This is a genomic window from Algoriphagus sp. UBA3586 (genome assembly GCF_002376385.1).
GTDB lineage: Bacteria > Bacteroidota > Bacteroidia > Cytophagales > Cyclobacteriaceae > Algoriphagus > Algoriphagus ornithinivorans.
This window is the reverse complement of the sequence record NZ_DFMT01000013.1, coordinates 158,123-170,957: the sequence shown is the minus strand read 5'-3', so window position 1 is coordinate 170,957 and position 12,835 is coordinate 158,123. Positions and strand designations below refer to the sequence as shown.

At 39.5% G+C, this 12,835-nt stretch carries 12 protein-coding genes; 3 read left to right on the top strand and 9 right to left on the bottom strand.

Annotated elements, in window-relative coordinates; translation table 11 throughout:
- Positions 1 to 522 precede the first annotated feature (522 nt).
- The 4 genes from rho to B2906_RS03985 all read right to left on the bottom strand — a co-directional run bounded on the left by rho (position 523) and on the right by B2906_RS03985 (position 4,116).
- Positions 523 to 2,301 (bottom strand): transcription termination factor Rho, encoded by a 1,779-nt coding sequence (rho, locus tag B2906_RS04000; RefSeq protein ID WP_286935651.1) that lies wholly within the window; start codon positions 2,299 to 2,301, stop codon positions 523 to 525.
- Positions 2,302 to 2,504: 203 nt separating this feature from the next.
- Complete coding sequence (recO, locus tag B2906_RS03995) at positions 2,505 to 3,194, bottom strand: DNA repair protein RecO (protein WP_286935649.1); 690 nt, start codon at positions 3,192 to 3,194, stop codon at positions 2,505 to 2,507.
- 8 nt (positions 3,195 to 3,202) lie between these two features.
- Entirely contained in the window at positions 3,203 to 3,787 is a 585-nt protein-coding gene (locus B2906_RS03990) for a thymidine kinase (protein ID WP_286935646.1), read from the bottom strand.
- Positions 3,788 to 3,789: 2 nt separating this feature from the next.
- On the bottom strand, positions 3,790 to 4,116 hold the full coding sequence (locus B2906_RS03985) for a 2Fe-2S iron-sulfur cluster-binding protein (protein ID WP_286935645.1): 327 nt from the start codon (positions 4,114 to 4,116) through the stop codon (positions 3,790 to 3,792).
- Between the two features lie 32 nt (positions 4,117 to 4,148).
- Between B2906_RS03985 and B2906_RS03980 the strand changes: the two genes are divergently transcribed.
- Complete coding sequence (locus tag B2906_RS03980; protein ID WP_286935643.1) at positions 4,149 to 5,258, top strand: hypothetical protein; 1,110 nt, start codon at positions 4,149 to 4,151, stop codon at positions 5,256 to 5,258.
- Positions 5,259 to 5,264: 6 nt separating this feature from the next.
- Here the strand turns inward: B2906_RS03980 and rodA are convergent, their stop codons facing one another.
- Genes rodA through B2906_RS03955 form a run of 5 tightly spaced genes read right to left on the bottom strand, consistent with a single transcriptional unit; the run spans position 5,265 to position 10,725 of the window.
- Positions 5,265 to 6,539 (bottom strand): rod shape-determining protein RodA, encoded by a 1,275-nt coding sequence (gene rodA, locus B2906_RS03975; RefSeq protein ID WP_286935642.1) that lies wholly within the window; start codon positions 6,537 to 6,539, stop codon positions 5,265 to 5,267.
- Complete coding sequence (locus B2906_RS03970; protein ID WP_286935641.1) at positions 6,540 to 8,342, bottom strand: peptidoglycan D,D-transpeptidase FtsI family protein; 1,803 nt, start codon at positions 8,340 to 8,342, stop codon at positions 6,540 to 6,542.
- Positions 8,342 to 8,863 (bottom strand): rod shape-determining protein MreD, encoded by a 522-nt coding sequence (locus tag B2906_RS03965; RefSeq protein ID WP_286935640.1) that lies wholly within the window; start codon positions 8,861 to 8,863, stop codon positions 8,342 to 8,344. Before B2906_RS03965 ends, B2906_RS03970 begins: the two co-directional genes overlap by 1 nt.
- Positions 8,853 to 9,689 carry a rod shape-determining protein MreC gene (mreC, locus tag B2906_RS03960; RefSeq protein WP_091652074.1) on the bottom strand — a complete coding sequence of 279 codons (837 nt, stop codon included), beginning with the start codon at positions 9,687 to 9,689 and terminating at the stop codon, positions 8,853 to 8,855. Before mreC ends, B2906_RS03965 begins: the two co-directional genes overlap by 11 nt.
- A 7-nt stretch (positions 9,690 to 9,696) precedes the next feature.
- Positions 9,697 to 10,725: a rod shape-determining protein gene (locus B2906_RS03955; RefSeq protein WP_091652077.1), complete on the bottom strand. Its 1,029-nt coding sequence runs from the start codon at positions 10,723 to 10,725 to the stop codon at positions 9,697 to 9,699.
- A gap of 330 nt (positions 10,726 to 11,055) precedes the next feature.
- Here B2906_RS03955 and rimP point away from each other — a divergent pair, with 330 nt between their 5' ends.
- Positions 11,056 to 11,529, top strand: coding sequence for a ribosome maturation factor RimP (gene rimP, locus B2906_RS03950; RefSeq protein WP_286935639.1), 474 nt, complete (start codon positions 11,056 to 11,058; stop codon positions 11,527 to 11,529).
- 5 nt (positions 11,530 to 11,534) lie between these two features.
- Positions 11,535 to 12,779 carry a transcription termination factor NusA gene (gene nusA / locus B2906_RS03945; protein ID WP_219957154.1) on the top strand — a complete coding sequence of 415 codons (1,245 nt, stop codon included), beginning with the start codon at positions 11,535 to 11,537 and terminating at the stop codon, positions 12,777 to 12,779.
- The last annotated feature ends 56 nt before the right edge of the window (positions 12,780 to 12,835 follow it).

Below are 12,835 nucleotides of genomic sequence, written 5' to 3'. Positions count from 1 at the left end.
TTTTAATTTGTTATTGTGATTTCCTATTAAAATTGGAGAAGAGTAAATCAGGTTTATTTTTCTTTAAAATTGATTGATCAATTTTTTTTCCTTGTACCAAAACTTGTGCCTAATAAATTTACATATTTGATGGGTTACGGGACTAAATAGTCTTTCCTGCCAAATTTACTTGATATTGGATTTCTAACTATAGAAAAAAACTGCGATTATCTATTATTGCTAAAAGTATCCTCTAATCCTAAAAAATGCTCCCGACTAATCTAAATTACTTTTTGTCAAAGAAAGAATTTCCAATTCTGGGAATAAAGAAAGTTTACATCTAGATAATATTTCAGCTTTTCGTATTACCATTTATAAAAAAAACCGACTCTTCCGAGCCGGTTTATAAATAGTAATTAAGTCTAGATTTTGAAACTTGAAAGAGAAGCTTTGGCCTTTGGTTTTTTCAGACTTTCGACTCCTGTCTTCCGTCTTCTGTCTTCCATCTACCGTCTTCCGTCTTCCGTCTTCTCTCTCTTTTCCTTACCCATTCATACTGATCAAAAACTCAGCATTGTCACGGGTACCTTTCATTCGCTGAAGCAGGAATTCCATAGACTCCTGAGAGGTCATATCGCTCATCAGTTTTCTCAAAATCCAAACTCTTTGCATCTCTTCTCTATCCATCAATAAGTCCTCTCGTCTCGTTCCTGAGCTAAGAACATCAATAGCCGGATAAATTCTTCGATTCGCAAGCTTTCGATCCAAGGCCAGTTCCATGTTACCAGTACCTTTGAACTCCTCAAATATTACTTCATCCATCTTCGAACCTGTTTCCACAAGGGCGGTCGCAATGATGGTTAATGAACCTCCATTTTCTACGTTTCGGGCAGCCCCAAAGAATCTTTTTGGTTTGTGTAATGCATTCGCATCCACTCCACCGGAAAGGATCTTTCCAGAACTTGGAACCACTGTGTTATGCGCTCTCGCTAATCTGGTGATTGAATCCAATAGAATTACAACATCATGCCCGACTTCCACCATTCTTTTCGCTTTTTCCAAAACGATATTGGATACTTTGACGTGCCTGTCTGCGGTCTCATCAAATGTGGAAGAAATCACTTCCGCACGCACAGATCTAGCCATATCTGTCACTTCTTCAGGACGCTCATCAATCAATAAGATCATCAAGTGAACTTCAGGATGGTTTTGTGTGATGGCATTAGCAATCTGCTGCAATAAAACCGTCTTACCAGTTTTAGGCTGAGCTACAATCATCCCTCTTTGTCCTTTTCCAATAGGAGCAAACAAATCCAAAATTCTGGTGGAATACCCATCAGATTTGGTGGATAGATTTAATCTTTCTTCAGGGAATAATGGGGTAAGATATTCAAAAGGAATTCTGTCTCTGATTTCGTCAGTAGTCTTCCCATTGACAGTGCCTATTTTCAACAAGGCAAAATATTTTTCACCTTCTTTAGGAGGTCTGATGGATCCTTTGATATGATCGCCTGTTTTAAGGCCAAAAAGTTTCACTTGACTAGGAGATACATAAATATCATCAGGAGAAGCGAGGTAGTTGTAATCCAAAGATCTCAGAAAACCATAACCTTCCTGCATCATTTCCAAAACCCCCTCATTTTCAATAACTCCATCAAATTCACGCGGATTGACAAAGGTCTTTTTTCTAGAGCCTTGAGGACTGGTTTCTGCCGCAGGTGCCATTACTTCATCCTGAGACTTGAAGTTTTTTCTTTTTGGAAGTTCCACTTCCTGTTCAGGCCTTGGTTCTCGCTGTTTTTGCTCCTGCGCCTTCGGTTTTTCCTCAGTTTCCGTGTCTTCGGAGACATTTACTTCTTCAAAAACCTTTCTTCTCGGACGAAAAGTCTTGTTTTCTTTTTCCTCAACAGCCTTATCCTGAGTTTCTTTCTTTTCAGCTTTTGCAGGCTCTGCTTCCTTTTTCGGCCTTGGCTCTGGATTGTGTTTTGGCTTTTCAGCTTTTTCTTCCTTTTTTGAGTCTTCTTCTGCCTGAATTTCTGTTACGTTCTGTCTTCTAAACTTAGGCTTGAATTCAGGTTCCTCTTTGCTTTCAGGCTTTCCAGACTTTTTTTCTTCTGGTTGGGAAGCTTCAGGTTCTTGAGCTTCTGCGATGGAGGGCTTTTTCTTAGGGAGGGCCTGCTCTGGGGTGATTGCTTGTTGATCCAAAATGGCGTAGACTAATTCGTCTTTTTTGAGTGATTTGTGGTTTTTGACACCTAACTCTTCAGCGATCTCCTTCAGTTCAGATAAAAGCCTGATTCTGAGTTCTTCTATGTTGTACATAAAGAGAGTATGAAATAAATAATTTGTGGTAAAATGCGAATATGGAATCGTGGATGATTTTCTGAGCAAAAAAGGTCTGCAGGAAAAACTCAAGTCAAAGTGGGCTGACTTGCTCATTCACGGTGATAGCACAATATTAAGCCTTCCAATTTTAATACGCAAATTTTTGGCATTACAAGGAGAAATAAATAAGATCTTTTTGATCAAGCCATCAGTTGCCTAAGGATAGCCATTGATTTCCAAGGACTTGAATTATCGAGTTGCTCACTATAAAAATTGAGCAAATAGTCTAATAATTTTCGCCTGATCTGGATTCCTACCTTAAAGTCACATAAAAAACCTTCCTCTATCAACTTTTCCAAATATTCATGGACTAAGGGTAATTCTTCTGGACTGAATGGAAGAGTTCTACTCTCTTCTAAATATTCTGAGGCTATTTCCGGACCGAAGCCTAGATAGTTGGCTTCTTGGATTAAAAATACCAATGGGAAGTGCTTGATATCAATATTCTTTTGGTCCAATTGTTTTAAGCTACTTTTTAAAAAATCGAAGAGCCATTCGTTTTGATAGTTTTCATAGAGTGTTTTGGAACAAACCTCCGCCATAAACATCAAAATGCCTGATCGTACGAAGTCAAACGGGATTAGCTGATAGGCATAATCTATTTTTGCTTCTGATATTCTTTGCAAACCAGCTCCTTCTTTTTCATATACAACCAAATCTAAAAGGGTCATGGGTTGATATAAGGCTGCTTTAGATTTGGCACCCTGAGTTCTGACCCCATTAATAATATAAGATTTAAGGCCTAATTCACGGCTGAAGATTCTGACAATGATGCTGCTTTCCTTGTAGCGAATAGCACTCAATACAACTCCCTCTGTCTTCTTCAGCATTTTGCTTTTTATTTTTTATCCTCAAAAAAGCACTTTCTGCATCTCGCCTCGTAACTGTCTTTTTCGCCTAACATCACTTTTTGCCTCGCATCAGAAAGGCGCAGGGAAAAAGCTGCTAAGTCGCCGCATTTCATGCAGATGGCATGAACTTTTGTGACAAATTCTGCCACTGCCATTAATTTGGGCATAGGCTCAAAGGGCAAGCCTTCAAAATCCATATCTAATCCAGCTAGAATCACTCTTTTCCCTTGATTGGCTAATTTTTGTGCAACCGTGACAATCTGATCATCAAAAAACTGAACTTCGTCTATCCCCACGACATCACAGTTGCCACTGAGTAATAATATGTCTTCTGCGAAATTTACCGGAGTGGAGCGAATGCTGTTCTCATTATGAGAAACCACGTCTTCCTCATGATATCGTTTGTCAATGCTAGGCTTAAAAATCTCAACTTTTTGTCTGGCGATTTTTGCTCTGTTTAATCTTCGGATCAGCTCTTCTGTTTTTCCAGAAAACATGGATCCACAAATCACTTCTATCTGACCTTTTTTCTCAGGATTGTTTTTTCTGCCTATGGAAGGTTCTATGAACATGCCTACTCGCTATATTCTACGTGAGGAAACTTATTGATTTCAGCTACTTTGATATGTAGCTCGCCCTTTTTTAAAATGGATTGGCAAGATAATCGTTCGTTGGGTCTTAATCGGTTTTGTTTCCGATAAAAAAGTTCTCGTTCGTTGGGATCGTTTAGATTTTCCATTCCGGACAAGACTATCATTTTACAACTGGTGCATCTCCCTTTTTTCCCACAGGCATGCATCCAGTCAATATTATTTTCATGAATTAATTCAATAACTTTACGATCAATTGCCTCGAAATTAATTTCACGATTAAATAGATTTTCTATGACTATTCTGGGCATTTCTTCGTTGACTTTTGTAAACGCTATCTTCAATGACAGTTCAAATTAACAGCAATTATTTAGAAAAATATGCAGAAGAGTACGCCTCCATAGTTTGTGAGCGGTATTATTCAGGCAAACAGTTTATCACAGGTCAGGATATCATTCAGTTAACCAGCTCCATTCAGGTTAACTTTTTCGTGATCAAAAGGCTATTTGAGCTTTGGCAGGAAGAATTGAATAAGCTCAAGAGTAATCCTTATTTTGATTACAGAGATATCAGCGTACATGAGGCTTTGACTCAGTTTATGAATGTGCTTTCCAGAAGAATCAAAGTGGAAAAAGGTCATCTTCAGCCACTGGTCAAGTATGCTTTAATGCAGTCAGTTCAGGTAGCCACAGATCCTGTATCTTTTTATCAAAAAGAAATAGAAAAAGCTCCATCTGGAAAAATCAATGAGTATTTAAAAGAGAATAAAAAGTATTACAAATGGAATACTCAGGTAATTTCTTTTTTGATTGACAAAGCGGGATTCGGGCATGATGAGTCGGCTTACAAAAGAGCAATTGCTGCAAATTATCAGGTGATTTCTGAAAATTTGGAATCAGTTAATTTATTGATTGCCACATTGGGAGATGTTAAGGTTTTTGACCTCGATGCCTATCTCATTCAAAATGACGCACCTGGTAATTTGGGAAAAGAACCCGAGCAAGAGTTGTCAAATAAAGAAGAGCATTCATTTTTTGATGAGGTAGAGAAAGAAACCTCACCTTCCCCAGAGAAGCCCAAAACTGAGATCAAAGAAGAGCCTAAAGTGGTTGTTACTATGGAAAGGCCTGCGCCAAAAAGTGCTTCTTCTTCTATCAGTTCATCAGAACTCAAGCATAGATTCTCTGCAGAAACCTACAGAGGGATGAAGGGTGTTATTGGCGAATTGTCTGAGGGTTTAGCTATCAATCAGCGCTTTATGTTTACTAAAGAGCTCTTTGATGGAAACGCTGACCTATTAAACCATGCCTTGAAATCCATCGATAACTGCAATTCTTTTGATCAGGCCATTGAATTGATCAATCAGCGTTATGTCAATGAATTGGGTTGGGAAGGCTCCAGTGAAGAGGTTCAGGAGTTTCTGCAACTCGTTTACAGAAGATTTCTGGATTAAAACTTATCAATTGATTCTTCCAAGCTGCTGAGCTCTGGAAGAATCAAGCTTGATAAAAATAAATAGCAATACCGTAAAAGACCAAAGAGAAGAACCTCCATAGCTAAAGAAAGGCAATGGAATTCCAACTACCGGGAAAAGCCCAATGGTCATAGCTATATTGATCATAAAGTGAAATAGCAGGATAGAAATCACTGAGTACCCATAGATTCTGGAGAATCTTGTTTTTTGGCGCTCAGCCATGACTACCAAACGGTAGAGTAGGGCGAGAAAGAGTAAAATCACTACTAAGCTTCCAATCCATCCAAATTCTTCTCCCAAAGTACAGAAGATAAAATCAGTATGTTGTTCTGGAACGAAGTCAAATTTGGTTTGCGTGCCCTGCAAATAACCTTTTCCCCAAAGCCCTCCGGATCCAATGGCAATTTTTGACTGAGTCACATTCCAACCTACACCCAGAGGATCCAAATCAGGATTGAACAGAACCATTATCCGGTTTTGCTGGTGTTCCGGAAGTTTGGATACAACAAAGTCGATACTGTAGCTATAGGCAATTGCTCCTAGGCCAATTAAGGAAAAAGCGACAATTCTCTGCCAGGATTTTTTGCCCAATAAAATCAAAAAGATTACGAGGGCGGTAATTCCGAAGACGATATAAATGTTCTCTTTTATTCCCAGAGAAAGTAAACTCAAAGCAATAAATGCCAAGCCTAAAATATAGTATCGCTGTGGAAGTCCCTCTCTATAAAACATGATTAGAAAGGAAAAGTAAACCATCGCAGTACCTGTATCCGGTTGTAAAAGGATTAAAAGTACAGGTAGCATAAGCACTCCGAATGCTACTAGCTGATTTTTAGTTTTAGAGAGATCAAAAGTGGGGCGCTCCATGATTTTTGCCAGAGCGAGCGCAGTAGCAAATTTTGCAAATTCCCCGGGTTGAATTCTAAATGATCCAAACCCTATGGACAGAGTTTGGCCATTCACTTCTTTCCCAAAAAATGGAGTGACTAACAGAATCCCTATGAATATGAGGTAAATGATGATGGATAGGTTTTCAAATAACCTATGGTCTGCGACCATGATTACTGTAATCAGGGCGATTGCAGTGAAAATCCAAACCAACTGCATCCCGGAGTTAATCGAGAAATCAAAAATGCTTTTCTCAGCCTGTCCATCATACACCGCTGCATAGATATTGAACCAACCGATCATTACTAAAGCAAAGTATAGTAATACGGTCACCCAATCGACTCGGTTGATATGGATATCAGACTCTCTCATTTAATAAATAAAATTTCCTGCCAAGACATATTCCTGCAGCGCAGGCCTGGTAATTTCTCCTTTGATATATTTTTCTATCATCAAGGAAGCAGTACTCGCGGCCGCTCTACCCCCCCAGCCAGCATTTTCCACATATACCGCGATGGCAATTTTAGGATCATCCTTGGGTGCAAAAGCCACGAAAACTGAGTGGTCCTCACCATGTGGATTTTGAGCAGTTCCTGTTTTTCCGGCAATGACCAAATCTTTGATCACAGCTCTATTGGCTGTTCCATAAAGCGCCTCTGCCATTGCATTTTGAATCAGATCAAAATGTCTGGCATCAACCCCCACTTCATTTTTGTATCTATATTGGGCAGGTATCTTAGATGGATCTCCGTCTACTGCTTTGATCAAGTGAGGGGTGTAATAGTATCCTTTGTTTGCAAAAATCGCTGCCAAATTGGCCATCTGTAAAGGAGTTACCTGTAATTCCCCCTGTCCAATAGATAAAGAATAAATGGTAGAGTATTTCCACCTTCCTTCTCCATAGACTCTATTGTAAAGTTTGCTGGAAGGTACATCTCCACCTTTCTCACCAACCATATCTACTCCTAGAGGCGAGCCTAGTCCAAATTTCATTACCTTTTCTCTCCAATCATTCAAGCCGATTTCGGTGTCTTTGAAGGTGTTGCTGGAAATCTCTCTATTGATGATTTTCCGGAATGCCTGGTGATAATAAGGATTACAGGAGTTTCGAATCGCTCCGAATAAATTCACAGGCGATGGGTGATTGTGACAAGCAACGAGAGATCTATTGCAGGCAAAGGTTGTTTCAGGAACTAGAATTCCATCCTGCAATCCGATTAAACTTTGCACGATTTTGAAAATAGAGCCCGGAGGATACATTGCCATGATGGGGCGATTGAAAAGAGGCTTTGTCTCTAGTCTGTTGAGTCTAGTATAGGTTTTTCCAAAATCTGATCCAGTCAATTGATTGGGGTCATAAAAAGGCGCTGAGATCATAGCCAGGATCTCTCCTGTTTTTGGTTCGATCGCAACCACAGAGCCTGTTTTGCCCTGCATGAGCATTTCCCCATACATTTGAAGCTCCCGATCAATTGTTGAAGTCAGGTTGATTCCTGCTACAGAAGCGGTATCGTATTCACCATCTTTGAAAGGTCCTTTATCGATCCCCCGCACATTGACCATTTTGTATTTGACCCCCTTGACTCCACGGAGCTCTTTTTCATAATAGCGCTCAATTCCACTTAGGCCCACATAATCTCCTTGAGAGTAATATTTTAAGGTATCACGCTCGAGTTGCCCGGCACTGATTTCCCCAATATATCCCAAGGCATGTGCGGCAATGGGCTCTGGATAAGATCTCACCGAGCGGGTCATTATAAACAAGCCTGGATAGTCAATCAAAAAGTCTTGAATCTTTGCAAAATCTGTGGTAGAAATTTGCTTAATCATAGGTGAGGGTTTCACCCATGAATATTTTTTAGCTGCATTATAGGATTCTATCAAATGCTCTTTGGTAATGCCAAATAGCTCCAGAAACCGGGTCGTATCTTTGACTTGAAATTCTTTCGGGACAACCATCAAGTCGAAAATAGGATTATTGTAAACCAATAATTTCCCATTACGATCATAAATTAAGCCTCTATAGGGATGGTCTACCACACGCTGAATAGCATTCCGTTCAGCCTTTTTCATAAAGCTGTCATCCACCACCTGAATCATAAACAGTTTTGTCAATAAAACTGCGCCAACCAGGAAAATGAAGATTAGAATAACTACAGGTCTCTGATCGTTCATTAAATACCCCTTCTTTTTTTAAAGAAAAGCAACTGTACAAGTATAGCCAAAAGGAAAGTTAAAGTCGAGGAAAAGAAGCTTTTGTTCAATACTCCAAAAAATCCTCCTGTACCCCATTGATCGATTGAGAAAAAGATCAATGAAAAGAAAAAAATCATAGGTGCCGCGTAGGTAAAATACCATCCCATACCCATTTCTTTCAGGGTAGGTTCATTATTGTCATCATAACCTCCCGTAGGACTGATAACTTTCAGCCAATACGGCCTAATAAATCCTATGAATGTAGCTGAAGCTGCATGTATACCCATTGTATCATAGAACACATCAATAAACAATCCAATTCCAAAACTTAAGAGAATTAATGAAATATGACCAATAGAAACCGGAAGGGAAAAGATGACTAATAAATAGAGAAAGCAAAGAGCTACCCCAAAGAGTGCCAGATTTTTAAGAAGGAAAATCTGTACTGCGACTAATATCAGTCCCATCAGGAAAAAGGAAATGAAGGTTCTAATATTCATTGCGGATTTCTGCTTGTTGATATAAGGAGTCTAATTCCCCAATCTGAGTATTTTCTACCAGATACACATAATTGATTCTGCTAAAGTCAGCACTCAGTGCAATCAAGATATCCAGATAGTTTTGCTCTTTTCCAGGGTTAATCTCTTTGATGGTTCCAATTTGTATCCCGCTAGGAAAGATGGAATTGAAACCAGAAGTAATAATTGTATCTCCTACACTTGCCTTTACGTGTCTAGGTACATAGAGCAATTTTGCCTCGTCCGGATTTTTGCCGTCCCAATTCACCGAACCAAAAACGTCATTAGACTTGATTTTGGAGGATATCAATAAGCCGGTATTCAATAAGGAAATCCCCACGGAATAGTTTTTAGAAACAGTTTTGACTCTTCCTACGACACCATCCTGATTGAAGATTCCCATTCCGGGCTTGATGCCATCCTTTTCACCTTTATTAATGGTGATGTGATTTTGGGCAAAACGGAGGGTTTGACTAATTACTCGAGCACTTTTAAACTTAAAGCTTGCTTCAAAGGCGGAGTCAAGTTCAAAGGTAACGCTGTCCACAGGAGGATTAATCCGAGTCAGCTTTTCAAGCAAGGCAGCATTCTGTTCTGTCAGTTCCTTATTTGCTTCAGCCAAAGTAAAAAAATCTACAACATCGGATTGGGTTTTTAAGACTGAACCTGTCAGAGCTGTTGAAGAATTAAAGAAAGCTGCGCCCTGGGGGGAATTATTAGAGACAATCATCCAGACTGCCACTACTTCTAGCAAAACAAAAAGAAGAAAAGACCTGAGACTATAAAGGAATTGGAGGATGCGTAGCATTCAGGGTTTAGGTCATCAATACGGTTCTGAAATTCTGTACATTTTTCAATGCAGTGCCTGTTCCTCTTACGACAGCTCTAAGTGGATCTTCGGCAATGTGAATTGGAAGTTTGGTTTTCTGATGTAATCGCTTATCCAAACCTTTTAAAAGTGCTCCACCACCGGTCAAGTGAATACCGTTGTCATAGATATCAGCGGATAGTTCTGGTGGTGCAATTTCCAAAGCTTTGAGAACGGCCTCTTCGATTTTTGAAACAGATTTATCCAAAGCAAAAGCAATCTCTGAGTAGGATACCTTTATCACTTTCGGAATTCCGGTCATCAAGTCTCTACCTCTGATTTCGTAATCCTCTGGAGCATCATCCAACTCGGTCAATGCAGACCCGATGGCAATTTTTACTTTTTCAGCAGATCTCTCACCGATCAATAAATTGTGCTGGCGTCTCATGTAATCCAAGATGTCTTTGGTGAAAGTATCACCCGCCACTCGAATAGATTGATCAGCTACAATTCCCGATAAAGCAATCAAAGCGATTTCTGTAGTTCCACCTCCAATATCTACAATCATGGAGCCCATAGGCTTTTCGATATCAATACCAATACCAATTGCAGCTGCAATCGGCTCAAAAATCATATAGACTTCCTTTGCACCGGCATGCTCGGCTGAGTCACGAACGGCTCTTTTTTCAACTTCAGTAATTCCGGAAGGAATACAGATCACCATGCGGTGAGACTGCGGAAACATTCCCTTTTTCTGGCCTGGAATCATTTTGATCAAGCCTCGTATCATCTGCTCTGCAGCGTAGAAATCAGCAATTACTCCGTCTTTTAATGGACGGATTGTCTTAATATTTTCATGGGTTTTCTCATGCATGTTCATGGCTTCGCGACCAACAGCGAGTACACGGTTGTTGGTTTTGTCGATTGCGATAATAGACGGTTCGTCGACCACGATTTTGTCCTTGTGTATGATCAGGGTATTGGCAGTACCTAGGTCAATGGCTATATCGCTTGAGAAAAAATCAAATAATCCCATTTTGTATGATTGGCTTTTTGAAATTGAGGTTTATGGTTTAATATAACATGAATCGATGCATATTAAACGAGGGTCGGCAAAATTATTATGTTCATCCCATAAAATGCAGTGATTCCCGATATTTTTTGAATTTAAATTTAAAGAAATCTCTTTAAGGCAAGTTAATTAATCTTTTAGCAATCAATCCTTTTTGGAAAAGACTCCATTACATTTAATTCATTCGCTTGATTTTTAGTGCTAATTGTTTTTCGAATAAAATTATTTTACCTTTGTGCCGTATTCGAAAGTTTCTGGAGGGGACACCATGTCCCCTCTTTCATTATGCATACTATGTCGGATTTAAAAGGAACATTAGCACAAATCGTTGAGAAGCATCTTCCAGATGAAAGCCACTTTCTTGTGGACTTAAGTTTGGGGCAGAAGGGGAATCAAAGTACCCTCAATATCCTCATTGATGCAGATCAGGGGGTAACTATTGAGACTTGTGCCAAGGTGAGCCGGGCGGTTTCGGATGAAATTGAATCGCAGAATTTGATAGAGGATGCATATAGAATAGAAGTTTCTTCACCTGGAGTGGATTTCCCCTTGACCGGCAAGAGGCAATATATAAAAAATGTCGGTAGAACATTGAAAGTATTATTGGTGTCAGGACAGGAAGTAAAAGGGAAACTCAAAGAAGCTGACGATGTCAACATCACCATGTTGGTGAGCAAAAAAGAAAAAGGAAAAAAAGCCCAGGAAGAGGAAGTGAGCCTCTCCTATGAAGACATAAAAAAATCAGTTGTACAAGTATCTTTTAAATAAATAAAATGGATGCCAAAGTCTTAATAGAATCCTTCGCTGAATTTGCGAGATCTAAAAATGTGGATCGACCAACCATGATCCGTATTCTGGAAGATGTTTTCAGAGCCATGATTCGCAAGAAGTTCGAAACTGATGAGAACTTCGATGTGACAATCAATGCGGACAAGGGAGACTTGGAGATTTTCCGTATTAGGGAAATAGTTGACGATAACTCTGAGGATATCTGGGATTTTGATAAAATCAGCTTAACAGATGCCCGCAAGATTGAACCTGATTTTGAGATCGGTGAAGAGGTATATGAAAAAATTGAATTGGAAGAGTTTGGAAGAAGAGCAGTACAGATGGCTCGTCAGACTCTAATCCAAAGAATCAAAGATTTGGAGAAAGATATCCTTTTCAATAAATACGAAGAGCAGGTTGGAGAAATCGTTTCTGCTGAAGTATACCAAATCCTAGGTCGAGAAGTCCTTTTGATGGACGGTGAAGGAAATGAATTGATATTACCTAAAGGAGAACAAATCCCGAAGGATAGATTTAGAAAAGGTGATACCGTGAAGGCAATTGTCCACAAAGTGGATATGATGAACGGAAATCCAAAAATTATCCTTTCCAGAACATCTCCGGTTTTTTTGGAAAGACTTTTTGAGAACGAAGTTCCTGAAGTCTATGATGGCTTGATCACCATCGTAAAAATCGTGAGAGAACCAGGAGAAAGAGCGAAAGTTGCGGTTGAATCCTATGATGATAGAATTGACCCAGTTGGAGCATGTGTTGGTATGAAAGGTTCCAGAATCCATGCAGTTGTGCGTGAGCTTCAGAACGAAAATATCGATGTGATCAATTTCACAGACAACTTGGACTTGTATGTATCTAGAGCATTGAGTCCAGCCAAAGTTTCCTCATTGACTGTCAATGAAGAGACTAAGAGAATTTCTGTTTTCTTGAAGCCAGACCAAGTGTCTTTGGCAATTGGTAAAGGAGGATATAACATCAAGTTGGCCAGCCGTTTGGTTGGTTACGAAATTGATGTGTTCCGTGAATTGAACGAAAATGAGGAGGAAGATGTAGACCTAGCAGAATTCGATGATGAAATCGAGGCTTGGATCATCGATGAGTTGAAGAAAACCGGTTTAGATACAGCCAAGAGTGTTTTGGCTCTGAACAAAGAAGATTTGTTGAGAAGAACTGAACTGGAGGAAGAAACAATCGACGAAATATTCAGAATTCTCCGACAAGAATTTGAACAGTAATGGGTTAAATACCCGAATAATTACCCAATTTTAAATAAGATTTCGAAAGAGGTTTT